At 70.3% G+C, this 25,870-nt stretch carries 26 protein-coding genes; 20 read left to right on the plus strand and 6 right to left on the minus strand.

The genetic code is table 11. The annotated features are described in order from the left end of the window. Positions 1-100: 100 nt before the first annotated feature. Positions 101-586, minus strand: coding sequence for a glutathione peroxidase (locus ITJ60_RS06825; protein WP_111083439.1), 486 nt, complete (start codon positions 584-586; stop codon positions 101-103). Positions 587-656: 70 nt separating this feature from the next. On the opposite strand from ITJ60_RS06825, the gene glmS reads away from it, so the two are divergent. The 9 genes from glmS (at position 657) to ITJ60_RS19280 (ending at position 8,884) form a co-directional block, all read left to right on the plus strand. Continuing rightward, on the plus strand, positions 657-2,504 hold the full coding sequence (gene glmS, locus ITJ60_RS06830) for a glutamine--fructose-6-phosphate transaminase (isomerizing) (RefSeq protein WP_123671433.1): 1,848 nt from the start codon (positions 657-659) through the stop codon (positions 2,502-2,504). 7 nt (positions 2,505-2,511) lie between these two features. Beyond that, positions 2,512-2,886: a holo-ACP synthase gene (locus ITJ60_RS06835; protein ID WP_123293157.1), complete on the plus strand. Its 375-nt coding sequence runs from the start codon at positions 2,512-2,514 to the stop codon at positions 2,884-2,886. Next, positions 2,883-3,986 carry an alanine racemase gene (alr, locus tag ITJ60_RS06840; protein ID WP_123671434.1) on the plus strand — a complete coding sequence of 368 codons (1,104 nt, stop codon included), beginning with the start codon at positions 2,883-2,885 and terminating at the stop codon, positions 3,984-3,986. The genes ITJ60_RS06835 and alr (ITJ60_RS06840) overlap by 4 nt, the downstream gene beginning before the upstream one ends. Beyond that, entirely contained in the window at positions 3,983-5,149 is a 1,167-nt protein-coding gene (gene alr, locus ITJ60_RS06845) for an alanine racemase (protein ID WP_194647380.1), read from the plus strand. Before alr (ITJ60_RS06840) ends, alr (ITJ60_RS06845) begins: the two co-directional genes overlap by 4 nt. Then, entirely contained in the window at positions 5,146-5,658 is a 513-nt protein-coding gene (gene tsaE / locus ITJ60_RS06850) for a tRNA (adenosine(37)-N6)-threonylcarbamoyltransferase complex ATPase subunit type 1 TsaE (RefSeq protein WP_323749118.1), read from the plus strand. The genes alr (ITJ60_RS06845) and tsaE overlap by 4 nt, the downstream gene beginning before the upstream one ends. Before the next feature lie 74 nt (positions 5,659-5,732). After that, on the plus strand, positions 5,733-6,368 hold the full coding sequence (gene tsaB, locus ITJ60_RS06855; RefSeq protein ID WP_194647381.1) for a tRNA (adenosine(37)-N6)-threonylcarbamoyltransferase complex dimerization subunit type 1 TsaB: 636 nt from the start codon (positions 5,733-5,735) through the stop codon (positions 6,366-6,368). A 2-nt stretch (positions 6,369-6,370) separates the two neighbouring features. Beyond that, positions 6,371-6,934, plus strand: coding sequence for a ribosomal protein S18-alanine N-acetyltransferase (gene rimI / locus ITJ60_RS06860; protein ID WP_323749119.1), 564 nt, complete (start codon positions 6,371-6,373; stop codon positions 6,932-6,934). Beyond that, positions 6,921-7,976 (plus strand): tRNA (adenosine(37)-N6)-threonylcarbamoyltransferase complex transferase subunit TsaD, encoded by a 1,056-nt coding sequence (gene tsaD, locus ITJ60_RS06865; protein WP_194647383.1) that lies wholly within the window; start codon positions 6,921-6,923, stop codon positions 7,974-7,976. The genes rimI and tsaD overlap by 14 nt, the downstream gene beginning before the upstream one ends. An 89-nt stretch (positions 7,977-8,065) precedes the next feature. Next, positions 8,066-8,884 carry a DUF4190 domain-containing protein gene (locus ITJ60_RS19280; RefSeq protein ID WP_194647384.1) on the plus strand — a complete coding sequence of 273 codons (819 nt, stop codon included), beginning with the start codon at positions 8,066-8,068 and terminating at the stop codon, positions 8,882-8,884. Here ITJ60_RS19280 and ITJ60_RS06875 read toward each other — a convergent pair. Continuing rightward, complete coding sequence (locus ITJ60_RS06875) at positions 8,877-10,067, minus strand: class I SAM-dependent methyltransferase (RefSeq protein ID WP_123339486.1); 1,191 nt, start codon at positions 10,065-10,067, stop codon at positions 8,877-8,879. The genes ITJ60_RS19280 and ITJ60_RS06875 overlap by 8 nt on opposite strands. 160 nt (positions 10,068-10,227) lie before the next feature. Between ITJ60_RS06875 and groES the strand changes: the two genes are divergently transcribed. Together groES and rarD are read left to right on the plus strand one after the other, a co-directional pair. Continuing rightward, positions 10,228-10,524 carry a co-chaperone GroES gene (groES, locus tag ITJ60_RS06880; protein ID WP_110893972.1) on the plus strand — a complete coding sequence of 99 codons (297 nt, stop codon included), beginning with the start codon at positions 10,228-10,230 and terminating at the stop codon, positions 10,522-10,524. 153 nt (positions 10,525-10,677) lie between these two features. After that, positions 10,678-11,640: an EamA family transporter RarD gene (gene rarD / locus ITJ60_RS06885; protein WP_194647385.1), complete on the plus strand. Its 963-nt coding sequence runs from the start codon at positions 10,678-10,680 to the stop codon at positions 11,638-11,640. Between the two features lie 170 nt (positions 11,641-11,810). On the opposite strand, the gene ITJ60_RS06890 is transcribed toward rarD, so the two are convergent. The 3 genes from ITJ60_RS06890 to guaB all read right to left on the minus strand — a co-directional run bounded on the left by ITJ60_RS06890 (position 11,811) and on the right by guaB (position 15,294). Further along, positions 11,811-13,142, minus strand: coding sequence for an ABC transporter substrate-binding protein (locus ITJ60_RS06890; protein ID WP_194647386.1), 1,332 nt, complete (start codon positions 13,140-13,142; stop codon positions 11,811-11,813). A gap of 191 nt (positions 13,143-13,333) precedes the next feature. Further along, on the minus strand, positions 13,334-13,717 hold the full coding sequence (locus ITJ60_RS06895; protein WP_194647387.1) for a VOC family protein: 384 nt from the start codon (positions 13,715-13,717) through the stop codon (positions 13,334-13,336). Between the two features lie 74 nt (positions 13,718-13,791). Continuing rightward, positions 13,792-15,294, minus strand: coding sequence for an IMP dehydrogenase (guaB, locus tag ITJ60_RS06900; RefSeq protein WP_123293173.1), 1,503 nt, complete (start codon positions 15,292-15,294; stop codon positions 13,792-13,794). A 242-nt stretch (positions 15,295-15,536) separates the two neighbouring features. Here guaB and ITJ60_RS06905 point away from each other — a divergent pair, with 242 nt between their 5' ends. The 7 genes from ITJ60_RS06905 (at position 15,537) to ITJ60_RS06935 (ending at position 23,198) form a co-directional block, all read left to right on the plus strand. Continuing rightward, the gene (locus ITJ60_RS06905; RefSeq protein ID WP_323749120.1) at positions 15,537-16,931 is read left to right on the plus strand and encodes a branched-chain amino acid ABC transporter permease; all 1,395 of its coding nucleotides are present in this window, start codon (positions 15,537-15,539) and stop codon (positions 16,929-16,931) included. Positions 16,932-16,943: 12 nt separating this feature from the next. Further along, on the plus strand, positions 16,944-17,930 hold the full coding sequence (locus ITJ60_RS06910) for a branched-chain amino acid ABC transporter permease (protein WP_123293176.1): 987 nt from the start codon (positions 16,944-16,946) through the stop codon (positions 17,928-17,930). Further along, complete coding sequence (locus ITJ60_RS06915; RefSeq protein ID WP_123293178.1) at positions 17,923-18,825, plus strand: ABC transporter ATP-binding protein; 903 nt, start codon at positions 17,923-17,925, stop codon at positions 18,823-18,825. Before ITJ60_RS06910 ends, ITJ60_RS06915 begins: the two co-directional genes overlap by 8 nt. Then, entirely contained in the window at positions 18,822-19,640 is an 819-nt protein-coding gene (locus ITJ60_RS06920) for an ABC transporter ATP-binding protein (protein WP_123293180.1), read from the plus strand. The genes ITJ60_RS06915 and ITJ60_RS06920 overlap by 4 nt, the downstream gene beginning before the upstream one ends. A gap of 189 nt (positions 19,641-19,829) precedes the next feature. Continuing rightward, positions 19,830-20,030 carry a hypothetical protein gene (locus ITJ60_RS06925; protein ID WP_194647388.1) on the plus strand — a complete coding sequence of 67 codons (201 nt, stop codon included), beginning with the start codon at positions 19,830-19,832 and terminating at the stop codon, positions 20,028-20,030. 97 nt (positions 20,031-20,127) lie between these two features. Next, positions 20,128-21,246: a GuaB3 family IMP dehydrogenase-related protein gene (locus tag ITJ60_RS06930; protein WP_123293181.1), complete on the plus strand. Its 1,119-nt coding sequence runs from the start codon at positions 20,128-20,130 to the stop codon at positions 21,244-21,246. A 65-nt stretch (positions 21,247-21,311) separates the two neighbouring features. After that, positions 21,312-23,198 carry a glycerol-3-phosphate dehydrogenase/oxidase gene (locus tag ITJ60_RS06935; protein ID WP_123293182.1) on the plus strand — a complete coding sequence of 629 codons (1,887 nt, stop codon included), beginning with the start codon at positions 21,312-21,314 and terminating at the stop codon, positions 23,196-23,198. A 96-nt stretch (positions 23,199-23,294) separates the two neighbouring features. Here the strand turns inward: ITJ60_RS06935 and ITJ60_RS06940 are convergent, their stop codons facing one another. Then, positions 23,295-23,795 (minus strand): hypothetical protein, encoded by a 501-nt coding sequence (locus tag ITJ60_RS06940; RefSeq protein WP_194647389.1) that lies wholly within the window; start codon positions 23,793-23,795, stop codon positions 23,295-23,297. An 84-nt stretch (positions 23,796-23,879) separates the two neighbouring features. On the opposite strand from ITJ60_RS06940, the gene ITJ60_RS06945 reads away from it, so the two are divergent. Together ITJ60_RS06945 and ITJ60_RS06950 are read left to right on the plus strand one after the other, a co-directional pair. Continuing rightward, entirely contained in the window at positions 23,880-24,410 is a 531-nt protein-coding gene (locus ITJ60_RS06945; protein WP_071260110.1) for a cation:proton antiporter regulatory subunit, read from the plus strand. Between the two features lie 3 nt (positions 24,411-24,413). Next, positions 24,414-25,865: a cation:proton antiporter gene (locus ITJ60_RS06950; RefSeq protein ID WP_123339493.1), complete on the plus strand. Its 1,452-nt coding sequence runs from the start codon at positions 24,414-24,416 to the stop codon at positions 25,863-25,865. The last annotated feature ends 5 nt before the right edge of the window (positions 25,866-25,870 follow it).

Raw genomic sequence — 25,870 nt, forward strand, 5'->3', positions numbered from 1 at the left:
CGAGCGTACAGACGGGAGGCCCGGTGCAGGTGCGCTGACCGGCTCACCTGCACCGGGCCTCCCGTCCAGTGCCCGGTGTGCGTCCGCAGGACGCGGTGCGTCAGGCGGGCAGGGCGGCCTCGATGGCCGCGATCACCTCGGGGGCGTCCGGCTTCGTGGTCGGACGGAAGCGCGAGACGGTGCCGTCTGGGGCAACGAGGAACTTCTCGAAGTTCCAGCTGACCCGACCGGCCTTGCCATCTGCGTCCGGGGTCTCCTTGAGCGCCTGGTAGAGCGGGTGCGCGCTCTTGCCGTTCACCTTGACCTTCTCGGACATCGGGAAGGTGACGCCCCACGTGGTGGAGCAGTACTCGTCGATGGCCTCGGACGAGCCGAGCTCCTGCAGGAACTGGTTGCTCGGGAACCCGAGGACCGTGAAGCCGCGCGGGCCGTACTGCTTCTGGAGGGCCTCGAGCTGCTCGTACTGCGGAGCGAGACCGCACCGCGACGCGACGTTCACGACCAGCACCGCCTTGTCCGCGAACGAACCGAACGTGGTGTCCTCGCCGTGCAGCGTGGTGATGGCGATGTCGTCGAAGCGTCCCATGGCCGAAACGTTATCCCCAGCCCTGCTGCTTCGCAGGGTCCGCGCTCAGGCAGACCGTAGGATCGCTTCCATGTGTGGAATCGTCGGCTACGTCGGCAGCAACAGCAGCCAGGACGTCCTCCTCGGTGGCCTCCGTCGCCTCGAGTACCGCGGCTACGACTCGGCGGGCATCGCCGTGGTCGACCCCGCCGGAGACCTCGTCTCCGCCAAGAAGGCGGGCAAGCTCCAGGCCCTCGTCGACGAGCTCGAGTCGTCGCCGATCCCGGACGGCACCACGGGCATCGGGCACACCCGCTGGGCGACCCACGGCGGCCCGACCGACGGCAACGCCCACCCGCACCTGGCCGACGGCGACAAGCTCGCCCTCATCCACAACGGCATCATCGAGAACTTCTCCGAGCTGCGCGCCGAGCTGCAGGCCGAGGGCATCGAGTTCCGCAGCGAGACCGACTCCGAGGTCGCCGCGCACCTCGTCGGTCGGGCGTTCCGCGAGACCGGTGACCTGACCGCCGCCATGCAGCAGGCCGTGCAGCGACTGGACGGAGCGTTCACGCTCCTCGTCGTGCACGCCGACCAGCCCGGCGTCGTCGTCGGTGCCCGTCGCAACTCCCCGCTCGTGGTGGGCCTGGGCGACGGCGAGAACTTCATGGGCTCGGACGTCGCCGCGTTCGTCGCCTACACGCAGCGTGCCCTCGCGATCGGGCAGGACGAGATCGCCACGATCCGACCCGACCGCGTCGACGTCATCCACTTCGACGGCACCCCGGCCACCCCGAGCGAGTTCGAGGTGAACTGGGACGCCTCCGCGGCCGACAAGGGCGGCTGGTCCTCGTTCATGGCGAAGGAGATCAGCGAGGAGCCCGAGGCCGTCGCCAAGACGATCCTCGGCCGCGTGCACGACGGTGCCGTCACCCTGACCGACCTCGACCCGATCGCCGAGCGCCTGGCAACGGTCGACCGCGTCATCGTGATCGCCTGCGGCACCGCTGCGTACGCCGGCATCCTCGGCAAGTACGCCATCGAGCAGTGGGCCCGGATCCCGGTCGAGGTCGAGCTCGCCCACGAGTTCCGCTACCGCGACCCGGTGCTGAACGAGCGCACCCTCGTCGTCTCGATCAGCCAGTCCGGCGAGACCATGGACACGCTGATGGCGGTCAAGTACGCCCGCGAGCAGGGCGCGCAGGTGCTGTCGATCTGCAACACCCAGGGTGCGACGATCCCGCGCGAGTCCGACGCCGTGATCTACACGCACGCCGGGCCCGAGGTCGCCGTCGCGTCGACGAAGGCCTTCATCGCCCAGGGCGTCGCGCTGTACCTGCTGGGCCTGCACCTGGCCACCCTGCGCGGCACCATGACGGCGGAGCAGATCGCCGAGCAGGTCGCCGAGCTCGAGGGCCTCGCCCCGAAGCTGCAGCAGACCATCGACGACGCCGCCGGCATCAAGGACCTGGCGCGCTGGATGGCGGACACCCGCAGCGTGCTGTTCCTCGGTCGCCACGTCGGCTACCCGATTGCGCTCGAGGGTGCGCTCAAGCTCAAGGAGCTCGCGTACATCCACGCCGAGGGCTTCGCCGCCGGTGAGCTCAAGCACGGCCCGATCGCGCTCATCGAGCCCGGGCAGATCGTCTTCGTCATCGTGCCGTCGCCGCGTGACCCGCGGTCGCTGCACCCGAAGGTCGTGTCGAACATCCAGGAGATCCGCGCCCGTGGTGCTCGCGTGATCGCCATCGCGGAAGAGGGCGACGCCGCCGTGCTGCCCTTCGCCGACGAGGTCCTGCGCATCCCGCTCGCGACCCCGCTGTTCGAGCCGCTGCTCGCTGTGGCTCCGCTGCACATGTTCGGCATGGAGCTCGCCGCGGCCAAGGGCCTCGACGTCGACCAGCCGCGCAACCTCGCGAAGTCGGTCACCGTCGAGTAGTCGCACGATGATCATCGGCATCGGGGTCGACGTGGTGGACCTGGAGCGGTTCGAACGGGTGCTGTCGCGCACGCCGGCGATGCGTGCGCGGTTGTTCACCCCGGCCGAGCAGGTCCGCGACGGCGAGCAACGGCCGATCGCGTCGCTCGCTGCGCGGTTCGCGGCCAAGGAGGCCCTGATCAAGGCGTTCGGCTCGAGTGCCGGGCTCAGCTGGCAGGACCTCGAGGTCGTGTCGGACGACCAGCGCAACCCGTCGCTGACGCTGCACCAACAGGCGCGACAGGTGGCGGATGCGCGTGGCGTGACGAGCGTGCACCTGTCGCTCTCGCATGATGGAGGGATCGCGACCGCGTTCGTGGTCCTGGAGGGAACAACGAAGTGAGTGCGTTCACCGGCATCACGGTCGATCGTGAAGCGCTGATCGAGAACTACGCGACGATCGCCGAGCAGGTCGCACCGGCCGGTGTCATCGCGGTCGTCAAGGCCAACGCCTACGGCCACGGCGCGCTCGACGCCGCACGGGCCTTCGTCGACGCCGGTGCCGAGTGGCTCGGCGTCGCGGACATCGACGAGGCCGTCGCGCTCCGGCAGGGCGGCATCGACGAGGACGTCCGGATCCTCGCGTGGTTGCACGCCCCGGACGAGGACTTCCGCCGGGCAGCGCAGTACGGCATCACCCCGGCGGTGTCGAGCGTCGAGCAGTTGTCCGCCGCTGCCGACTCCGAGGTCGGCGCCGTGCACATCTGCGTCGACACCGGCCTGAGCCGCAACGGTGCGGTCGAGTCCGAGTGGGCCGAACTCTTCGCGACCGCCGGGGCCCTCGCCCGTGGTGGCAACCGCACCCGTGTCGAGGGGCTGATGTCGCACCTGTCGAACGCGTCGCGCACGGACGACCTCGACCAGGACGCCGCACTGCAGCGCGCACTCGACGGCCTCGCCGCCAACGGCATCGTGCCCGACCTGGTGCACCTCGCCGCGAGCGCCGCGAGCATCGCCGTGCCGGAGACGCGCCGCGACCTGTCCCGCGTCGGACTCGCCCTGTACGGCCTGAGCCCGTTCACCGACCGCACGTCGGCCGACCTCGGCCTCCGCCCCGCGATGCGTGTGACCGCTGCCGTGCTCCGCACCGTCGACGTCCGCGCCGGCGAGGGCGTGTCCTACGGCTACACCTGGCGGGCGTCGACCGACACCCGCCTCGCCGTCATCGGCCTCGGGTACGCCGACGGCTTCGACCGCGACTTCGGCAACCGGGTCTCGGTCCGCATCGGCGACCGCACGTTCCCGGTGGTCGGCCGGGTCGCGATGAACGCCATGCACGTGGACATCGGCGACGCCGACGTCAGCATCGGCGACGAAGCCGTGCTCTGGGGCGACCCGGCGAACGGCGACCCCGCGGTCGAGGACTGGGCCGCCGCGATCGGCACCATCAACTACGAGGTGGTCGCCCGGGTCGGCCACAGCGTGCACCGGAGGACGACGTGAGCTCCGCACCCCTGCGCCAGGCACGGATCGACCTGGACGCCTACCGCGCGAACCTCGACCTGGTCCGCGAGTGGATGAACCCCGTCGCGGTCATGGCGATCATGAAGGCCGACGCCTACGGCCACGGTCTGGAGCCGATCGCGCTCGCCGCGGTGGACGCCGGCATCCGGTGGATCGGGGTGCTCACGGTCCCCGCGGCCTTGCGTCTGCGGTCGATCGGCGTCGGTGAGGACGTCCACCTCTTCACCTGGCAGCACGACCCCGCCCTGGACTTCCGAGACGCCATCGACTCCGCCGTCGACCTCGGTGTCTCGAACGTGCCGGAGCTGCAGCGCGTCATCGACGCCGTCGACCAGCGACCCGCGCGCGTGCACCTCGGCTTCGACTCCGGGCTGCACCGCGACGGAGCGACCCCGGCGGCCTGGCCAGCGCTCGTGTCGCTCGCGCTGGACGCCGAGCGCGCCGGCCGCATCGAGGTCGTGGCGGCGTACACACACCTGGCGGAGTCCTCGGACCAGGACGACGCCGACGCCGTGGCGCTCTTCGACGCCGCCGTGGAGCAGGCAGACGATCTCGGGCTCGACCTCCCGATGGAACACGTCGCCGCTTCGCTCGCCGGGTTGGAGCGCAAGGAGTTCCGCAAGGACATGGTCCGGATGGGCGCCAACCTGTTCGGCATCCCGGGCGCGGACGGTGTCTCGGCAGCCGACCTCGGGCTCGAACCCGTGATGACCCTGACGGCGTCGGTCGCGAAGACCAAGCGGGTGCCCGTCGACACCGGCGTCTCGTACGACTACACGTACCGCACCGCCTCGGAGACCACGCTCGCACTCGTGCCCGTCGGGTACGCGGACGGCGTCCCCCGTCTGGCGCAGGGCCGCATCGAGGTCGCGATCGGCGGCAAGCGCTACCCGATCGCCGGCCGTGTGGCCATGGACCAGTTCCTGGTCGACGTCGGCGACGACGACGTCCGCACCGGCGACACCGTGACCCTGTTCGGCACCGGCGAGCACGACGAGATGACCGTCCTCGACTGGGGCCGTTCGCTCGGCACCATCGGCGAGGAGATCGTCTGCCGCATCGGGCCCCGCGTGCCACGGTTCTACGAGGGCCACGACATCGAGGGACGCGTCGGGGAGTACCTGCGGGGCGACCAGTCGTGACCGGCGCCCCTCGGGTCCTGCTGGACGCAGCCGTCGACGGCACCGATGCGATGGGCGAGCTCGGGGCGCGGCTGGCCGCGGTCCTGCGTGCCGGCGACCTGGTCGTGCTGACCGGGCCGCTCGGCGCCGGCAAGACGACGCTGACCCGTGGCCTCGGCGCTGCCCTCGGCGCGCGTGGCCAGGTGTCGAGCCCGACCTTCGTCCTCGCCCGGACGCACCCCACCACCGCCGGACCGGACCTGGTGCACGTCGACGCCTACCGGCTGTCCGACCCCGTCGAGCTGGACGACCTCGACCTCGACTGGGACGCATCGATCGTCGTGGTCGAGTGGGGCCGTGGCATGGTCGACGGCATCAGCGACAGCGTGCTCGACGTCGAGATCACCCGGGCCACCGGTGCCGACGCCTCCGGCACCACCGGGGCCGACGACCCCGACGACGTCCCCGACGAACCCCGCCGCGTCGTCGTCACCGCCACCGGCCCACGCTGGGACGGCGTCTCGCTCTGACCCCGGTGGCGCGTGCGTGCGGCCCGACAGCAGCGCCGCCGTCGACGTCGCCGCACCCCGCCTACGATGGACGGGTGCTCCTCGCCATCGACACCTCTGCCGGAACGTCCGTGGCCGTCGTCGACCCGGCCACCGGCAAGCCCCGAGCCACTCGCGACACCGAGGACAGCCGCCGGCACGCCGAGGTGATCGGCCCGTTCCTGGCCGAGGCGCTCGCCGAAGCCGGCATCACCGGCGCGGACGTCACGGGCGTCGTCGCCGGCATGGGCCCCGGCCCGTTCACCGGCCTGCGCGTCGGCATCGCCGCCGCCCGCACCTTCGCCGCCGCGGTCAGCGTCCCCGTCCTGCCGCTCGTCAGCCACGACGCGGTCGCGGCCGACGAGCGCGACGGCCGACGGGACGGACCCTTCGTCGTCCTGACGGACGCCCGACGGCGCGAGGTCTACTGGAGCGCGTACGACCAGACCGGCACGCGCGTTGCGGGTCCGGGTCTCGCCAGGCCCGCCGATCTCGACGAGGCGATCCGTGCCTCCCGGCCCGAAGCGGTGGGCTGGGACCGCGTGACGGCCCTGTCCATCCCTGCCTGGAGGCTCGGATCACTCGCCGCGGACCGCCTGCGGTCCGGCGCGGGGTTCGACCAGGACACCCCCCTCTACCTGCGGGAACCCGACGTCACGGTGCCGGGTGCGCCGAAGCGGGTGAAGCAGTGACGGTGCCCGACGGGCTCCGCCTGCGGCGGGCGCACCCGCAGGACCTCGACGACATCATGTGGCTCGAGCACGTCTCGTTCCCGACGGACGCCTGGTCGGCGTCGCAGATGTCGGGCGAGCTGTACTCGCCGCACGGGTACTACGTCGTGATCGAGACCGTCGACGACTCGGCCGCGCCGTCGGTCGTCGGGTACGCCGGGCTGTCCTCGCTGGCGGGCAACCCGGTCGCCGACGTGCAGACCATCGCGGTCGCAGCCGAGCAGCGCGGCAAGGGGCTCGGGCGGGTGCTGTTCACGGACCTCCTCGACGAGGCCCGTCGCCGCGGTGTGCGCGAGGTGTTCCTCGAGGTGCGCGCCGACAACCCGGTCGCGCAGTCGATGTACACGACGTTCGGGTTCGAGCACATCGCGACCCGGCCCCGCTACTACCAGCCGGACGGCGTCGACGCGTGGGTGATGCGGGCGGAGCTGCCGGACGCGGCAGACGCGGCGCCGGCGCCGGCGCCGACGCCGACGACGTCGGCCGTCGGCCCGATCGGACAGGAGGCGCTCGATGAGCGTTGCTGAACCACTGGTGCTCGGCATCGAGACGAGCTGTGACGAGACGGGCGTGGGCATCGTGCGGGGGCGCACCCTGCTCGCGAACGTCATCGCGTCGAGCATGGACGAGCACGCCCGGTACGGCGGCGTCGTACCCGAGGTCGCCGCGCGGGCGCACCTCGAGGCGATGACCCCGACGCTGCACGAGGCCCTCGAGCGGGCCGGGGTCACCCTCGACGAACTCGACGCCGTCGCGGTCACCGCCGGGCCGGGTCTGGCGGGTGCGCTCATGGTCGGGGTCGGTGCCGCGAAGGCGCTCGCCGTCGCCACCGGAAAGCCCCTGTACGGCGTGAACCACCTGGTCGGGCACGTCGGCGCCGACGTCCTGCGCGCGGACGGCAGCGACATCGAGCTGCCGACGATCGCACTGCTGGTGTCCGGCGGGCACACCTCGCTGCTGCTCGTGAAGGACCTGGTCGGCGACGTCGAACTGCTCGGCGAGACCATCGACGACGCCGCGGGTGAAGCGTTCGACAAGGTCGCGCGGCTGCTCGGGCTGCCGTACCCCGGCGGGCCGCAGATCGACCGGGCCGCGGCGGACGGCGACCCGAAGGCCATCCGGTTCCCCCGCGGCCTGACGCTGCCGAAGGACCTGGCCGCGCACCGGTACGACTTCTCGTTCTCCGGGCTGAAGACCGCCGTCGCTCGCTGGGTCGAGCGCTGCCGCGACGAGGGACGCGAGGTCCCCGTGGCCGACGTGGCGGCGAGCTTCCGCGAAGCGGTCGTGGACGTCCTGCTGACCAAGGCCCTGAACGCGTGCCGCGACACCGGCGTGGATCGGCTCCTGCTCGGCGGCGGTGTGGTCGCGAACGCCCGACTGCGGCAGGTCGCCGAGGAACGGTGCGCCGCCGCGGGCGTGCAGCTGCGGATTCCGCCGTTCGACCTGTGCACGGACAACGGCGCGATGATCGCGGCCGTCGGCGCACGCCTGGTCGCCGAGGGGCACGCCCCGAGCGACCTCGGGATCGCGGCCGACTCGACGTTGCCGGTGACGACCGTCCAGGTCTGAACCGTCCGGGCCCCGACCGGTCGGCCCTCGGGCGCCTGTGGGAGGATTCACGTGGCGTCGGAGAGACCGGGCGCCGAGAGGGGTGGACGGTGTCCGATCAGAACGAGTGGCCGAAGCCGGGCGAGACGACGCCGGGCGGGACGACGCCGGGCGGGACGACGCCGGGCGAGACGACGCCGGGCGGCGCAACCGGTGGCGTCCCGGGCGGACAGCCCGAGGGATCGCCCGCTCCGGACGCACCGCAGGCCCCCGACGCACCCCAGGCCCCGTCGGCTCCCGAGCAGCCGCAGAACCCGTCCGGGCAGCAGCAGCCGTCGAACCCGTACGCAGCTCCGCAGCAGCCGAACCCCTACGGCCAGCCGCAGCAGTCCAACCCGTACGGCCAGCCCCAGCCGTCGAACCCGTACGCGGCTCCGCAGCAGCCGCAGAACCCGTACTCGGCACCGCAGGCGCCGCAGGACCCGTACGGCGCCGCCCAGAACCCGTACGGTCAGCAGAACCCGTACGCGCAGCAGGGCGGTCAGAACCCCTACGCGCAGCCGCAGCAGCAGCCGTACGCGCCGGCGGGTGCCTACGGTGCGACGGGGTACCAGCCCTACGCGCAGCGCCCGAAGACGAACACGCTGGCGATCCTGTCGATCGTGTTCGGCCTCGCCGCCGTCCCGATGTGGTTCATCGCGATCCTGCTCGGCCCGGCCGGCGCGATCCTCGGCCACGTCGCACTCGGCAAGATCAAGCAGAACGGTGAGGCCGGCCGAGGGCTCGCCCTGACCGGCATCATCGCCGGCTGGGTGATGACCGGCGTCTGGCTGATCTGGATCGCCTTCATCATCTTCCTCGCGGGGGTCGGCCAGAGCGGCTACTCCGACTACGGCTACGACTCGGGCACCGGCGCGTTCCTCAGCTGAGCCGTTCGCACAGGATCGCGGTGTGCCGACCCTCCAGCCGGGTGAGGACGAGCGTGACCCGGCCGGTCCCGCGCAGCCGCAGCCGCTTGCGGAACTGCGCCGGGTCGACGTCGACGCCGCGCTTCTTGATCTCGACGGTGCCGATGTCGTCGGCGGCGAGTCGCGCTGACAGCCGCTTCACGTCGAGCGGCATGGTGTCGAGCACCCGGAAGCCCTGGGCGAAGGGCGTCGACACGGCACGGTCCGAGGTCACGTACGCGATCCCGTCGGACAGCATGTGGCCGTCCAGGTCGCGTGCCAGGTCCCCGATGAGTCGCGCGCGGATGACGGCGCCGTCCGGCTCGTACAGGTGGGCACCGAGCGGCCCCACCCCGGCGTCCTCGGCGTCCGCCGGGCCGGTCATCTCGGCGATGCCGTGCGCACCGATCACCGTGGCGGCGCGGCGGATGCCCGGCCGGGCGAGGGGCCCGAACCACAGTGCGAGCTCGACGACCTCGCGGTCGACGGACGTCCACTGTGCTTCGGCCGTGTCCGGGATCAGGTCGCGGTCGATCCCGGGACCGAGCTTCACGCCCGTCGGGGTGTGCGTCGCGGCCGCGAACACGGTGTCGAGCGACGGCGACCAGTCGTCCGGGTCGGCCAGTCGGCGGGTGTCGGAGTGGCCGCTCGTCCGGCGGGCCGGGTCCATCCAGACGCCGTCCACCGAACCGAGGTCGAAGGCCGCTGCGTCACCGAGTTCGACCCGCGCGTTCGGCCACACCGCCAGGTTGTGCGTCGCGACCGCTGCGGTGACCTCGTCGCGGTCGACCGCGGTGACGTCGAGGTCGAGCGCCGCCATGGCCATCGCGTCGCCGCCGATCCCGCACCCGAGGTCGGCGACCCGGGTCAGGCCGGCGGCGGCGAAGCGTCCGGCGTGCTGCGCGGCGACCTGCAGCCGGGTGGCCTGCTCGAGTCCGGCCTCGGTGAAGAGCATGCGCGCGGCGAAGTCGCCGAACTTGCCACGGGCCTTCAGCCGGAGCTTGGCCTGGGTGAGGACCGCCGCGACGAGCTGCGGGTCGTGCCCCTCGGCGCGAAGCCGCGACACCACCCGGACGATCTCGCCGCCGTCCGAGACGCCGGGGGTACGGTCGAGCAGGGCCATCCCGTCAGGGGTCAGCAGTGCGGCGAGTTCGGCGGCTTCCATGTCCCGATCCTCCCAGGTGCTGGATGTTCCCCTGATGTGCTGGCACTCGGATTGACCGAGTGCCAGTGTCCCCCTAGAGTTGGCGTTGGCACTCTCCTGTGCGTAGTGCCAACCCGGTTTTCATCTGTACCGAGTCCGTACCGAGAAAGAAGAGGTCACCGTGGCCGTCAGCATCAAGCCGCTCGAGGATCGCATCGTCATCCGCCAGGTCGAGGCGGAGCAGACCACCGCATCCGGTCTGGTCATCCCCGACACCGCGAAGGAGAAGCCCCAGGAGGGCGAGGTCGTCGCCGTGGGTCCGGGTCGCATCGACGACAACGGCAACCGCGTCCCGCTCGACGTCGCCGTGGGTGACAAGGTCATCTACTCCAAGTACGGCGGAACCGAGGTCAAGTACTCGGGCGAGGACCTGCTGGTCCTGTCGGCTCGCGACGTCCTCGCGGTCGTCGTCAACTGAGTCCAGTACTCCACGCGAACGCCCCGTTCGGCCTGTCGGCCGGCGGGGCGTTCGTGCGTCTGCGGGCTTCCGGCGGGTCCGTCGCGTGCACGTGCTCCGACCGGGAGGCCCGTGGCACGCCCGGCCGTCGGTGGCCGTTCCTAGGATGGTTCCGTGAGTGAACCGAGTCCCGCGCGACCCGTCCGCAGCGAGGCATCCGTCGGCGTGGTGCAGGCGATCGTCGCGTACGGGCTCTGGGGCCTCATGCCCCTGCTCTTCGCGGCGATGGCCCCGGCCGGCGCGTTCGAGATCGTCGCCTGGCGCATCGTCTTCGGGCTGGTGTTCTGCGCGGTCGCGATCGCCGTCACCCGCTCGTGGCTCCGCACCCGTTCCCTGATGGCGCAGCGCCGGGTGATGGCGGTGATGGGGCTCGCCGCGGTCCTCATCCTGGTGAACTGGACCGTGTACGTCCTGGCGACCACGACCGGCCACACCGTCGAGGCCGCCCTCGGGTACTTCATCAACCCCCTGGTCACGATCGCGCTCGGCGTCGTCGTGCTCCGCGAACGCCTGCGGCCGGCGCAGTGGGCAGCGGTCGGCATCAGCGTCGTGGCGGTCGTCGTGATCGCCGTCGGCTACGGCCAGGTGCCGTGGATCTCGCTGGTGCTCGCGTGTTCCTTCGGCCTGTACGGCCTGGTGAAGAAGCGGGTCGGCGGCACCGTCGACGCGCTGAGTGGCCTGACGATCGAGACCGTGTGGCTGCTGCCGATCGCGGTCGTGGCGCTGATCGTGCTCGGTGCGACGGGCCTCGGCGGCGGCGTGACGTTCACGAGCGAGGGTTGGGTGCACGTCCTGGTGACGGTGCTCACCGGCCCGGCGACGGCCGTCCCGCTCCTGCTCTTCGCTTCGTCGGCGCGGCGGGTGAGCCTGTCGACCCTCGGGTTGACGCAGTACCTCGCGCCCGTGATGCAGCTGCTCGTCGGTGTGGTGGTGCAGCACGAGGCGATGCCGCCCGCGCGCTGGTTCGGCTTCGGGATCGTGTGGTTGGCGCTCGTGGTGCTGACGGCGGACTCGTTCGCCGCCGCGCGGGCGTCCCGTCGCCGAGCGCTCGCACCTGCTCCGGCCGAGCCTGCCTGACGGACGTACCCCGGGCCTCCCGTCCGCCCGTCGGTGCCGCGCCGTGGCCTGGCCCGAGTCTCGGCGTGCGCGACAGTTCTCGCGTGCGCGACGCCGAGAAACGTCGCTGGGCCCGAGTCTCGGCTCCGTGAAGCCGAGACTCGGGCCCAGAGTGGGACCGGTAGTGCTGGTTACTTCTTGACCGCGCCCTGGATGGCGCTCTGGTAGACGGGCTTGTTGTCGCCGTCGAACTTGTAGATGCCGATGTAGGCGCTCGACGGGTCGTTGTTGTCGTCGAACGGACCGATGCCGGACGGGCCGGTGTAGTGGATGTCCTTGCCGTCGTCGAGGAGCGCGACGCACTCCTTGAACGTGGCGCACTCGGTGCCGCCGTCCGCTCCTGAGACCGCGGCCATGTTGGCCTGGATCGTGCCCGAGTCGGTGCCCTTGCCCTTCACGGCAGCGAGGGCGGCGAGGACGGTGGCGTCGTAGGACTCCGCCGCGTACGAGTAGTCGGCGAGCGTCTTGTTCGACGACTCCTTGTAGAAGTCGGACAGCTGCTTCTTGAAGTCGTCCTTCGGCGAGGCACCGGGGATGGTGCCCTGGGCGCCGTTCAGGGTGCCCTTGTCGAAGTCCTTCGAGTAGTCCGCCGTGTTGCCGTCCGACATGTAGATCTTCGCCGTGTTCCCCTGCGAGACGAGCTCTGGGATGATCGACTTCGTCTCGTCGAAGGCCAGGACGACGATCGCGTCCGGCTTGGCTGCGAGTGCGGCCGTCACCTCGGACGAGAACGTGGTCTGACCGGGCGGGAACTCCTGGCCTTCGCCCTTGCCGCCGTAGACGACCTGGCCACCGGAGGCCTCGACCGCGGACTGCACCGAGTTGCGGAGGCCCGTGCCGTAGGTGTCGTTGAAGACGAGGAACGCGACCTTGGCGTTGCCGTCACCGGTCACGAGCTGACCGAGTGCCGAACCCTGCACCGAGTCCGGCGGAGCGGTCCGGTAGTAGTACGACGAGTAGCCGGAGAGGTCGCTCGCGGTGTTCGCGGGCGAGATCTCGACGATGCAGTTGCTGGTGAGCTGGTCGATGACGTTGAGCGTGACCGACGAGGACTCGGCACCGATCGCGACCGGGACCTTCGCGTTCACGAGCTTCGTCGCGGCCGAGCTCGACACGGTCATGTCGTTGCTGTCGCCCGAGTCCGTCGCCGGATCGATGGTGACGTCCTTGTCGAGGACGCCGCCCGCGGCGTTGATGTCCTTCACCGCGAGGCCGACGCCGGACTCGGCCGGCGGGTTCAGGTACGCCAGCGAACCGGTGAGCGGCAGGATCGTGCCGATCTTCAGCGCATCGGTGCTGGGGGTGTCGGGGGCCTTGCAACTGGCGGCGGGGTCCTTCTTCGCACCGCTCGACGCCGAGCTGGACGGGGAGTCGCCGCTGCTGGTGGTGGAACACGCGGCGAGCAGGACGGCTACTGCGCCTGCCAACGCCAGTGCCGTGGTGGCACGGGTGGTTCTGATCATCCGTGGAGCCCTTTCTCTGCGCGGAGGCGTTGCCGCTTCGGGTCGAACGCGGCGCCTCCACTGGATGTCGAGAAACGTAGGGTCCCGGTGTTTCGCCCGTGTGACGGGGCGGTACGGAAAGTGTTTCGTTACCGAGCCGTGATCGTTTCTGTGCGGAGGATCAGGGATCGGTGATCGGGGCAGTCCGTGTGTCAGCCGTCGAGTTCAGCCACGGAACGCAGCACGCAGAACTCGTTGCCCTCCGGATCGGCGAACACGACCCACCCGCCGTCGTCGTGGCGGAGGTCCGCGAGTTCGGTCGCACCGAGGCCCCGCAGTCGCTCGACCTCGGCATCGCGCGTGCGGTCGGTGGGACGCAGGTCGAAGTGGATCCGGTTCTTCACGGACTTCGCCTCGGGGACCTGGATGAACAGCACCTGGTGCGAGCCGTCGGGTGCGGTGATCATGCACTCCTCGTGCCCGGGGGCGTTCGGGTCGTCGGCGATGTCGACGTAGCCGAGCACCTGCTTCCACCACTCCGACAGGGCGAAGGCGTCACGGCAGTCGATCGTGGTGTGGGAGACGGCGCTGACCATGCCGTGACACTACTGCCGGCAGACGACGAACGCCCCGCGCCGGTGGGGAGCGGGGCGTTCGGGGTGCAGTCGGCTCAGCTGCGGTAGTTCGGCGCCTCGACGACCATCTGGACGTCGTGCGGGTGCGACTCCTTGAGCCCGGCAGCCGTGATGCGGACGAACTTGCCGCGGGCCTTGAGCTCCGGGATCGTGCGGCCGCCGACGTAGAACATCGACTGCCGGAGTCCACCGGTGAGCTGGTACACGACGTTGCCGACCGAGCCGCGGTAGGGCACCTGGCCCTCGATGCCCTCGGGGATCAGCTTGTCGTCGTTGGGGACGTCCGCCTGGAAGTAGCGGTCCTTCGAGTACGAGGTCTTCTTGCCGCGGGTCTGCAGTGCGCCCAGGGAGCCCATCCCGCGGTACGCCTTGAACTGCTTGCCGCCCACGAAGACCAGGTCGCCGGGGGACTCGTCCGTGCCGGCCAGCAGCGAACCGAGCATGACGGTGTCGGCGCCGGCCACCAGGGCCTTGGCGATGTCGCCCGAGTACTGCAGGCCACCGTCGGCGATGATCGGCACGCCGGCCTCGCGCGCCGCGAGGGACGCCTCGTACACGGCGGTGACCTGCGGCACGCCGACGCCGGCGACGACGCGGGTGGTGCAGATCGAGCCGGGGCCGACGCCCACCTTGACGGCGTCGACACCGGCGTCGATGAGCGCCTGCGCACCGGCACGGGTCGCGACGTTGCCGCCGATGACGTCGATGTCCGCGAAGGACGGGTCGGCCTTGAGGCGGCGCACCATGTCGAGCACGCCTTCGCTCTCGCCGTTGGCGGTGTCGACCACGAGCACGTCGACGCCCGCGTCACGCAGGGCCTCGGCGCGCTGCCAGGCGTCGCCGAAGAAGCCGATCGCGGCACCGACGCGCAGTCGGCCCTCGTCGTCCTTGGTGGCGTCCGGGTACTGCTCGCTCTTGTCGAAGTCCTTGACGGTGATGAGGCCGCGGAGCTTGCCCTCGGCGTCCACCAGGGGGAGCTTCTCGATCTTGTGCTGCGCGAAGATCGCGATGGCTTCTTCGGGGTCGATGCCCTCCATCGCGGTGATCAGCGGCGCCTTGGTCATGACGTCGCGCACGAAGGTGGTCGACTGCTCGAACGTCGCCACGAACCGCATGTCGCGGTTGGTGATGATGCCGACGAGGGTGCCGTCCGCTTCGACCACGGGCAGGCCGGAGACGCGGAACTGTCCGCAGATCGCGTCGACCTCGGCCACGGTGGCGTCCGGGGTGGTGGTCACCGGGTTGGTGATCATGCCCGATTCGGAGCGCTTGACCTTGTCGACGTAGGCGGCCTGGTCCTCGATGGAGAGGTTGCGGTGGAGGATCCCGATGCCACCCTGCCGTGCCATGGCGATGGCCATGCGGGCTTCGGTGACGGTGTCCATCGCTGCGGAGAGCAGCGGGACGTTGACGGAGATCCGCCTGGTGAGCCGGGACGCGGTGGACGCCTCGCTCGGGATGACGTCGGTGTGCCCCGGCAGGAGCATGACGTCGTCGTACGTGAGTCCGATGAATCCGAACGGATCCGGCTGGTCCATGGGTCCCCTTCGTGGGCGAGTGAAGTGGTCGAGACACCGAGAACGCAACGGCGGGTTCCGGATAGGACATGGTAACGCGCGTGGGCCGTCCCGCTATTCCGCGTTCCGCCTGGGAGAACGGATCGCGGCTCTCCTCCACACAGGTCACGGTTGCGCGACGACTCACAGCGGGAACGAGTTGGAAACACGGGTGTCACACAATCCCCATAGCGTCACTCGACATCCGAACGAGAGGCTCTTCCGTGGGATCCATCACTCCTCCGGGACGGGCGCAGCCGCGCCTGTTCCGCCTCCGCCAGGCCCGGCGACGACCGGTCCTCGCGGCCGTGCTCGTCGCCGCGTTCCTGGCGACCTTCCTGATCGACTGGGCGGTCACCCTGCCGGCGTTCAGCGCCACCTCGGCGCCTGCCACCAGCCAGGCGTGCACCGTCAGCCCCGACAACGGGTGCATCCAGGGCACGATCACCGACTCCGAACGTGAACCGGCCGAGGGCGTCGACGTCGACGTGACCGGCCCGAGCGGCTTCGCCGAGACCGCCACCACGAACACCGACGGCCGCTGGTCCGTCACGGTCGACACGGCCGGCGAGTACAGGGTGAGCGTCGACCAGGACACCCTGCCGAAGGGGCAGTACCTGACGAACGCGGCGGACGCGGAGCGCAAGGTCCAGGCGACCCTGAACGCCAACGTCGGGCAGATCTTCCAGCTGTCCGACCAGAAGGGCGCCACGACCACGACCGACTCGTCGAGCGTCAGCCCGCAGCGGGCCTGGCAGCAGTTCGCCTCGGGGATCCGCCTCGGTCTGCTCATCGCGCTGGCGTCGATCGGCCTCTCGCTCATCTACGGCACGACGGGGCTGTCGAGCTTCTCGCACGGCGAGCAGGTCACCCTCGGCGGCTTGCTGGCCTACGTGTTCGCGAACCAGCTCGGCTGGAACATCTGGGTGACCGGCATCGTCGTCACGCTGCTGTGCGCGGCGACCGGGTACCTGCAGGACGCGGGGATCTGGCGGCCACTGCGGCGCAAGCGGATCAGCCTCACGCAGCTCATGATCGTGACGATCGGTCTGTCGATCGCCGCCCAGTACGCGTTCCAGTACTTCTTCGGGGCCGCGACCGTCCGGATCCAGCAGGGCAACCCCGAGACCGTCCGGTTCGCGGGGGTCACGCTCACGGTGCAGTCCTACGTGGCGATGGGCATCGCGCTGGTCGTCCTGATCGCCACCGGCCTGTTCCTGGCGAAGACCCGCTTCGGCCGGGCCACCCGCGCCGTGTCGGACAACCCGGCGCTCGCCGCGGCGTCCGGCATCGACGTCGACCGGGTCATCCGGTTCGTGTGGACGCTCGCCGCCGGTCTCGCCGGCCTGTCCGGCGTGATGCTCGGCCTGGTGCTCAACGGCGTGAACTGGCAGACCGGCCTGCAGCTGCTCCTGCTCATGTTCGCCTCGGTGACCCTGGGTGGTCTCGGGACGGCCTACGGCGCGCTGGTCGGATCGATGATCATCGGCGTCGTCGTCGAGCTCACGAACCTCGTGCTCCCCGGTGACTTCAAGTACGCCACCGCCCTCGTCATCCTCATCCTCATCCTGCTGTTCCGGCCGCAGGGCATCTTCGGCCGCGCCGAGCGGGTCGGCTAAGGGAGCACGCGCATGGACTACATCCTCAACCTGCTGTCCTCGCTCACCCAGGAGGCCCTCGCCCCGACCACGGCGGCGTTCGCCCTGGCGGCCATCGGACTGAACGTGCACTTCGGCCTGACCGGGCTCGTGAACATGGGCCAGGCGGCGTTCCTGCTGCTCGGCGCCTACGGCTTCGCGATCTCGATCACGAACGGGCTGCCGTTCGTGATGGCCGTGCTCATCGCCCTGCTCGTCGCCATCGTGTTCGCGATCATCCTCGGCGTCCCGACCCTGCGACTGCGCGGCGACTACCTGGCGATCGTGACGATCTCCGGCGCCGAGATCATCCGCATGGTCGGCCGCTCCAGCCTGCTGACCACGACGACGGGTGGCTCCAACGGCATCACCGGGTCGAGCTACCGCGACCCGTTCACCGCCCTGAGCCCGCTGCCGGACGGCACCACGACCATCCTCTGGTTCACCTACGCGAACAACGGCGTCAACGGCTGGTGGATCCGCATCGCCGCCTGGGCCCTCGTCGCGCTGTTCACCTTCGTGCTCTTCCTGCTCATGCGCAGCCCCTGGGGCCGTGTCCTGAAGGCGATCCGCGAGGACGAGGACGCCGTCCGCTCCCTCGGCAAGAACGTGTACTCGTACAAGATGCAGGCGCTCGTCTTCGGTGGTGCGCTCGGAGCGTTGGCGGGGATCATCTACGTCCTGCCGAGTTCGGTGCAACCGGACGCCATGGGCCGCTCGATGACGTTCTTCATCTGGACGGCGCTCATCCTCGGTGGTGCCGCGACGGTGTTCGGTCCGGTGCTCGGCGCGGTGCTGTTCTTCGTCGTCCGGCTCTTCATCCGCACCCTGGCCGGCGATTTCATCCCCGACTCGATCATGAACGCCCAGCAGGCCGAGCAGTTCTCGTACGTGCTCGTCGGCGTCGCGCTCATGCTCCTGATCGTGTTCCGACCACAGGGCCTGCTCGGCAACAAGAAGGAGCTGACGTTCAGTGTCTGAGACCTACGGCTACACGAAGGCCGACCCGATCCTGACGGTCGACGGCGTCACCCGGCACTTCGGTGGCATGACCGCCGTGGACGTCGACCACCTCGAGGTCCAGCGCGGCTCCATCACGGCCCTGATCGGCCCGAACGGCGCCGGCAAGACGACCTTCTTCAACCTGCTGACCGGCTTCGACAAGCCGAGCCCCGGTGCCAGGACGCAGTTCAACGGCGCCACGCTGCAGAAGACCAGCGCGACCCACATCGCCAACCGCGGCATGGTCCGCACCTTCCAGCTGACGAAGGCGTTGTCGCGGCTCACCGTGATGCAGAACATGCTGCTCGGCGCCCGCGACCAGCCCGGCGAGAACTTCTTCGCCGCGCTGATCAAGCCGGTGTGGGCGAAGCGCGAGCGGGAGATCACCGCGAAGGCCGAGGACCTCCTCGCCCGCTTCAAGCTCGACGACAAGGCGGACGACTACGCCGGTTCGCTGTCGGGCGGCCAGCGGAAGCTCCTCGAGATGGCCAGGGCGCTGATGTCCGACCCGACGATGATCATGCTCGACGAGCCGATGGCGGGCGTGAACCCCGCGCTGACGCAGTCGCTGCTCGGGCACATCCAGTCCCTGCGCGACGACGGCATGACCGTGCTGTTCGTCGAGCACGACATGCACATGGTCCGGCACATCTCGGACTGGGTGGTCGTGATGGCCGAGGGCAAGGTCGTCGCCGAGGGGCCGGCGGACACCGTGATGGACGACCAGGCGGTCATCGACGCGTACCTGGGTGCGCACCACGACACCGACCTGGGTGACGACTCGCTCCTCACCGAGGAGACCTTCGAGGAACTGGCGGAGGAAGTCGCGGAAGAAGACGCGGCGGACGCAGCAGCAGAGGAGAAGACCCGATGACGGACGCAGTCGACCCCACGAACGCGAGCAGCGCCTCCAGTCCGGAAGCGCCGAAGGCGAGCACCGCCACGCTGGAACGCGAGCCGGTGCTGAGCGCGAAGAACCTCGTCGCCGGCTACCTGCCGGGGGTGAACATCCTGAACGGCTGCGACCTGGACTGCTACCCCGGTGAGCTGATCGGGATCATCGGGCCGAACGGTGCGGGCAAGTCCACGCTGCTCAAGGCCCTGTTCGGTCTCGTGTCGATCCGCGAGGGGTCGGTCACGCTGCAGGGCGAGGACATCACGAACCTCAAGGCGAACAAGCTCGTGCAGGCCGGCGTCGGCTTCGTCCCGCAGACGAACAACGTGTTCCCGTCGCTGTCCATCGAGGAGAACCTGCAGATGGGGCTGTACCTGCGGCCCCGCAAGTTCGCGGAGCGCCTCGAGGTCATCTACGACCTGTTCCCGGTGCTCGCGCAGCGCCGCGGCCAGCGGGCGGGGTCCCTGTCCGGCGGCGAACGGCAGTCGGTCGCCATGGCACGTGCGCTGATGATGGACCCGAAGGTGCTGCTGCTCGACGAGCCGAGTGCCGGACTGTCCCCGGTGCGCCAGGACGAGACGTTCCTGCGGACCCGCCGGATCAACAAGGCCGGTGTGTCGATCGTCATGGTGGAGCAGAACGCGCGACGCTGTCTGCAGATCTGCGATCGTGGGTACGTGCTCGACCAGGGGAGGAACGCGTACTCGGGCACGGGGAAGGAACTCGCGGACGACCCGAAGGTCATCGAGCTGTACCTCGGGACGCTCGCCAAGGACGTCGACGCAGGGCGCTAGCGCGCTGCGTCGACTGCGGGTACCGCTGTGGGGGTGGTATCCGCGACGGGTGGGGCCGTGCGTGGTCGCTTCGCGCCGCACGGCCCCGCTCCTGCACGTGGGGCCCCATCGGCTCGCGACGGTGCGTGGCCGGCTCCGGTTCTGCCGGGAGGCCCGCCCCGCGTCCGCCGGGTCGGTATCGTTCCGCAGGTGCAGAGACTGTCGGCGGGCGCGATGGACGCCCTGGTGTGGGTGGTCTTCATCGCGCTGTTCGTCGGTGCGGCGCTGCTCGTGAAGGTGGCGGCTGCGCTCCTCGTCGTGCTCGTGGTGCTCGCGCTCCTGCTCGGCTTCGTGCTGCGGGTGCTCCGCAAGCGACGCCGGACCCCGCGCCGCCCGCGCCGCCCGCGCTGACCGCGCGGCCCGCCGCCCCCGCCGCCCCGCGGCCCCGGCCCCGGTCCGCACCGTCCGGTCCGTGCACGCCCCCGGACCTGCCCGGTAGGCTTGCCGGGTGAGCGAAGTCGAGATCGGTGCAGGCAAGCGCGGACGTCGGGCGTACGCGTTCGACGACATCGCGGTGGTCCCCTCCAGGCGCACGCGTGACCCGCGCGACGTCAGCGTGCAGTGGTCGATCGACGCGTTCACCTTCGCGTCGCCGATCCTCTCCGCGCCGATGGACTCCGTGTCCTCGCCGGCCACGGTCATCCAGATGGGCAAGCTCGGCATCCTGGGCGTCCTCGACCTCGAGGGGCTGTGGACCCGCTACGAGGACCCGACGCCCTACTACGACGAGATCAAGTCGCTCACCGACGGCAACGTCACGAAGCGCATGCAGGAGATCTACTCCGAGCCGATCAAGCCGGAGCTGATCACCGCGCGCCTGGCCGAGATCCGCGCCGCCGGGGTGCCGGTCGCCGGCTCGCTCAGCCCGCAGCGCACGCAGGAGTTCTCGAAGACGGTCGTCGACGCCGGTGTCGACCTGTTCGTCATCCGCGGCACGACGGTCTCGGCCGAGCACGTGTCGCAGAACGAAGAGCCCCTCAACCTCAAGAAGTTCATCTACGAGCTCGACGTCCCGGTGATCGTGGGCGGTGCCTCGACGTACACGTCGGCGCTGCACCTCATGCGCACGGGTGCTGCCGGTGTCCTCGTCGGCTTCGGCGGCGGCGCTGCGTCCACCACGCGTGCCGCGCTGGGCATCCACGCGCCGATGGCCACCGCTGTCGCCGACGTCGCGGGTGCGCGTCGTGACTACCTCGACGAGTCGGGTGGCCGCTACGTGCACGTCATCGCCGACGGCGGTCTCGACACCGCCGGCGACGTCGTCAAGGCGATCGCGGTCGGTGCCGACGCCGTCATGCTCGGCACCGCGCTCGCCCGCGCCACCGAGGCACCGGGTGGCGGCTTCCACTGGGGTGCCGAGGCGCACCACCCGGAGCTGCCCCGCGGCCGCCGGGTCGAGGTGGGCACGATCGCCCCGCTCGAGAACGTGCTGAACGGTCCGACCCCGACGTTCGACGGCCGCGCCAACCTCGTCGGTGCGCTGCGCCGCTCGATGGCGACGACCGGATACTCCGACGTCAAGGAGTTCCAGCGAGTAGAAGTGGTCGTGGCGCCGTACCACCAGTGATCCTGGTGGCACCCGCGCACCGACGCGGGTGACGCTTCGGCGCCGACCGTGACCCGGAGGCGACGATGGCGAAGTCCAGCACCACGAAGCAGACCAGTTCGGCCGGACGTCCCGGCGACGTCGTGCCGGGGGCGGGGTTCGACCCCGCGGCCAAGCTCGGCCCCGACGAACGCGCGGCGGCGATCGAGACCCTCAAGACGAAGGAGCTCGACGTCCTGGTCGTGGGCGGCGGCATCGTCGGTGCGGGCAGTGCGCTCGACGCCGTCACCCGTGGACTGACGGTCGGCATCGTCGAGGCCCGTGACTGGGGTTCCGGCACGTCGAGCCGTTCGTCGAAGCTCGTGCACGGTGGCATCCGCTACCTGGAGCAGTTGAACTTCGGGCTCGTGCGCGAGGCCCTGATCGAACGCGGCCTGCTGCTGCAGCGGATCGCCCCGCACCTGGTGAAGCCGGTGCGCTTCCTCTACCCGCTCAACCACCGTGTGTGGGAGCGGTTCTACATCGGCATCGGCATGGCGATGTACGACGCCTTCAGTTGGTCCGGCGGTCGTCCGCCCGGGGTCCCGCACCACCGGCACCTCAGCCGCACGCAGGTGCTCCGCTCGATGCCGTCGCTCAAGAAGGACGCCTTCGTCGGCGGCATGACCTACTACGACGCCCAGGTCGACGACGCCCGCTACGTCGCTTCGCTCGTCCGCACGGCGGCGTCCTACGGTGCGCACGCCGCGAGCCGGATCCGGATCGAGGGCTTCATCAAGGTCGGGGAGCGCGTGGTCGGCGCGCAGGCCCACGACATCCAGACCGGTGAGCGGTTCGAGATCCGCGCGAAGCAGGTCGTGAACGCCACGGGCGTCTGGACGGACGACACCCAGGCGATGATCGGCACCCGCGGGCAGTTCAAGGTGCGGGCGTCGAAGGGCGTGCACCTCGTCATCCCGCGCGACCGGTTCCAGTCGAACATGGGCATGATCCTGCGCACCGAGAAGAGCGTGCTGTTCGTGATCCCGTGGGGCCGGCACTGGCTGGTCGGCACGACCGACACCGACTGGTACCTCGACAAGGCGCACCCGGCGGCGACCGCGGCCGACATCGACTACATCCTCGAGCACGTCAACAAGGTGCTGCGCGTCCCGCTCACCCGTGAGGACGTCGAGGGCGTCTACGCCGGACTCCGTCCCCTGCTGGCGGGGGAGTCCGACCAGACCTCGAAGCTGAGCCGCGAGCACGTGGTGGCGCACACGGTGCCCGGACTCGTCGTGGTCGCCGGCGGCAAGTGGACGACCTACCGGGTGATGGGCAAGGACGCCATCGACGAGGCAGTCGCCGCGATGGACGGCAAGATCCCGGCGTCGACGACCGAGGACATCCCGCTGCTCGGGGCCGAGGGCTACCCGGCCGCGTGGAACCGTCGCGCACGGACCGCCCGCAGCTTCAACGTGCACAAGGTCCGCATCGAGCACCTGCTGAACCGCTACGGCACCCTGGCCACCGAGGTGCTGCAGCTCGTCGAGCAGGACCCCGCCCTGGCCGAGCCGCTGCCGGGCGCCGACGACTACATCGGTGCCGAGGTCGTGTACGCCGCCTCGCACGAGGGGGCCCTGCACCTGGAGGACGTCCTCGCCCGCCGCACCCGCATCTCGATCGAGGCCTGGGACCGCGGCGAGTCGGCGGCCCCGGTCGCCGCGAAGCTCATGGCCGACGTGCTCGGCTGGGACCAGGAGACCACCGAGCACGAGGTGTCGAACTACCTGAAGCGTGTGGCCGCGGAACGCGAGTCGCAGCTGCAGCCCGACGACGAGAGCGCTGACCGTGTGCGGCTCGAGGCACCGGACATCGCGTTCGGCTTCGACGAGGACGACGTCGTCGTGGGCGGCGGTCGCAGCAGCGGCGCCGAGGGCGCGAAGGCGTCCGACGAGCAGGTGGTGGGGGAGAAGACGAGCGAGCCGGAGTAGCGCGGCCGGCAGACGCCGTCGTGTCACCGAGACGACGGCGCCCACCCGCGCCTCCAGGCAGGCGGCAGAGCGGACGGGAGGCCCGTGGTGCGTCCGTCAGACGGCCAGCGTCCCCGACACGGTGCGGCCACGGCGTCGCTCGCCGACGACGAGCACGACCGGGATCGCGAGCAGCGCGACGAGGCTGGTGACGTAGAGGACACCAGCCCAGATGGTGTGGTCCTCGCCGCCGATGCCGTAGCCGTCGGCCACGTCCATCCCGAGCTGGAAACCGGAACCGAAGACCTGGACGGCGCCGGCGGCCACGATCGCCAGCAGCCAGGCGGCGGCGACGTGCGCCGTCGTCCGCCGGACCAGCGTCACGACCAGGACCGTGACCGCCAACGCGATGCCGACCGCCGCGATGACGAGTACGGCCACGACGTCGGTCCGCACCTGGTACCCCTGCGCGTCGAGGTGGCCGTAGATCGCACCGAGCGACTGCCCCGGCACCGCACTGAGCGGGTCGAGCACGAGCGCGTTGAGCGCCAGCAACCCCGCGTACAGCGTGACGACCAGCGTCCCGACGACCCCGACGACGATCCGAGTTCTCCCCATGCGGTGACGATAGCGGCCCGGCAGGTGTGGAATGGCCGGGCACCACCGGTGGTTATCATCGGGGTACTCGAAAAGGGAGCCATCATGGTCGACGTCCATCGCGTCAAACTCCCCGGAGTCGGCGTGCTGCACAGCTTCTACACCGACGACGGTGGCAAGTGCGGTGTCATCACGCACCGGTCGGGTCACTCCGACCTCATCTCGTTCGCCGACGTCTCCGACGGCGCGGACAAGTCCGAGAAGGTCTCGCTGCGCCTCAGCGAGGACGAGGCGCACACCCTCGCCGAACTCCTGGGCGGCACCCGGATCACCGAGGGCCTCGACAAGCTCGACGAGATCCCCGGTCTGTCCATCGACTGGTTCTCGGTCGACTACGACGACGCGATCGCCGGCAAGCCGCTCGGCGACCTGCACGACTCCGGATTCATCGGCCTGACCGTCGTGGCCGTCGTCCGTGGCGACAGCGCCAACCCGGCACCCTCGCCGGACTTCGTCGTCTTCCCCGGTGACACCATCGTCGTCGCCGGTTCCCCCGAGAAGGTCGCCAAGGCCTTCTCCTTCTACCGCAGCGGAGAGCTTGCGGCCGCATCGGCCGAGGCCCCGCGGAAGAGCTAGCGCATGCACCTGGGCGGTGAACTGCTCACCATCGGTGTGCTGTTCGTCATCGCCTACGTGCTCGGGCGGCTCGGCAAGACCATCGGTCTGCCGGCGATCCCGATCTACATGATCGTCGGGCTCATCGCGAGCCCGCACACCCCGTGGATCGGCCTGAACGTCGAGTCGCACACGATCGAGCTCATCGCGACGTTCGGGCTCATCCTGCTGCTGTTCAACCTCGGGTTGGAGTTTGACCAAGAGGAGTTCTACGGCAACGCCGGCAAGCTCCTGGTGTCGGGCGGCACCTACGTCGTCATCAACATGGGCGTCGGGTTCGCGTTCGGGTTCTCGCTCGGCTGGGGCACCCGGGAAGCCCTGATCATCGCCGGCATGACGGCCACCTCGTCGAGCGCGATCGTCACGAAGCTCCTCATCGAGCTGCGACGACTCGCGAACGACGAGACCCCGATGATCTTGGGCGTCACGGTCATCGAGGACGTCTTCATCGCCGTCTACCTGGCGATCGTCTCGGTCGTGCTGTCCGGCGACACCAACGCCTGGGCCGTCGTCGGCAAGCTCGCGCTCGCGTTCGGCTTCCTCATCGTGATGTTCACGCTCGCCCGGTTCGCCGGCAAGTGGGTGTCGAAGATCTTCGCGACGCGGGACGACGAACTGTTCACGGTGCTGTTCTTCGGGCTCGCCGTGATGTTCGGTGGCATCGGCGACCTGCTCGGCGTGACCGACGCCATCGGTGCGTTCGTCATCGGTCTGCTCTGCGGTGCCACCCGGTACCGCGACCGCATCGAACAGCTCGCCCTGCCGATGCGCGACGTCTTCGCCGCGTTCTTCTTCGTGAACTTCGGCCTCGGCCTCGACCTGTCGACGTTCGGCGAGGTGCTCTGGCCGGTCCTCGGTGCGATCGGCATGACGGTCGTGCTCAACGCGGTCGCCGGGCAGATCGTCGCGCGCATGAACGGCTTCAACGTCCAGCAGGGGATCAACACCGCCGTCATCCTGGTGAACCGTGGGGAGTTCGCGCTGATCCTCGCGACGCTCTCGGCTGCCGCCGGACTGGAATCCCGGATCACCGCGTTCGCGGGTCTCTACGTCCTCGTCATGGCGATCCTCGGGCCGTTGCTCGCGGTGAACTCGGAGCGGATCGGCCGCCTCGTGGTGCGCCCCGCCCGCCTCGCCCGCCTGCGCGGACGACTCGGTGGCCGCCGGGCGGTCGCCGCGGCTGCCGCCGCCGAGGCGGCAGAGGCCGAGGAAGCCGAAGCAGCGTCCGCCGCCGCGGTCCGCCGTGCCGAGCGGGACCGCCAGTTCGCGGAGGAGTTCGCGCTCGTGGAGGCCGCTGGCAGGGACGAGCAGGAGAATGGGTCACCGGAGGCGACCGACGAACCCGTCACGTCGCCCGTCGAGATCCCCACCGAACGCCCCGAGCGTCCGGTCCGACAGCGCGATCCGGAGTACTGATACAG

It is taken from the genome of Curtobacterium sp. VKM Ac-2884 (assembly GCF_015350945.1).
Classification (GTDB): Bacteria; Actinomycetota; Actinomycetes; order Actinomycetales; family Microbacteriaceae; genus Curtobacterium.

Excerpts from the sequence above, each read along its gene's own strand:
- ITJ60_RS06825 (WP_111083439.1), bottom strand. The coding sequence starts at position 586 with ATGGGACGCTTCGACGACATCGCCATCACCACGCTGCACGGCGAGGAC.
- ITJ60_RS06895 (WP_194647387.1), bottom strand. The coding sequence starts at position 13,717 with ATGGTCAGCGCCGTCTCCCACACCACGATCGACTGCCGTGACGCCTTC.
- tsaD (WP_194647383.1), top strand. The coding sequence starts at position 6,921 with ATGAGCGTTGCTGAACCACTGGTGCTCGGCATCGAGACGAGCTGTGAC.
- ITJ60_RS06950 (WP_123339493.1), top strand. The coding sequence starts at position 24,414 with ATGCACCTGGGCGGTGAACTGCTCACCATCGGTGTGCTGTTCGTCATC.
- ITJ60_RS06940 (WP_194647389.1), bottom strand. The coding sequence starts at position 23,795 with ATGGGGAGAACTCGGATCGTCGTCGGGGTCGTCGGGACGCTGGTCGTC.
- glmS (WP_123671433.1), top strand. The coding sequence starts at position 657 with ATGTGTGGAATCGTCGGCTACGTCGGCAGCAACAGCAGCCAGGACGTC.
- guaB (WP_123293173.1), bottom strand. The coding sequence starts at position 15,294 with ATGGACCAGCCGGATCCGTTCGGATTCATCGGACTCACGTACGACGAC.
- ITJ60_RS06920 (WP_123293180.1), top strand. The coding sequence starts at position 18,822 with ATGACGGACGCAGTCGACCCCACGAACGCGAGCAGCGCCTCCAGTCCG.
- ITJ60_RS06945 (WP_071260110.1), top strand. The coding sequence starts at position 23,880 with ATGGTCGACGTCCATCGCGTCAAACTCCCCGGAGTCGGCGTGCTGCAC.
- ITJ60_RS06890 (WP_194647386.1), bottom strand. The coding sequence starts at position 13,142 with ATGATCAGAACCACCCGTGCCACCACGGCACTGGCGTTGGCAGGCGCA.
- ITJ60_RS06835 (WP_123293157.1), top strand. The coding sequence starts at position 2,512 with ATGATCATCGGCATCGGGGTCGACGTGGTGGACCTGGAGCGGTTCGAA.
- ITJ60_RS06935 (WP_123293182.1), top strand. The coding sequence starts at position 21,312 with ATGGCGAAGTCCAGCACCACGAAGCAGACCAGTTCGGCCGGACGTCCC.
- ITJ60_RS06910 (WP_123293176.1), top strand. The coding sequence starts at position 16,944 with ATGGACTACATCCTCAACCTGCTGTCCTCGCTCACCCAGGAGGCCCTC.
- ITJ60_RS06875 (WP_123339486.1), bottom strand. The coding sequence starts at position 10,067 with ATGGAAGCCGCCGAACTCGCCGCACTGCTGACCCCTGACGGGATGGCC.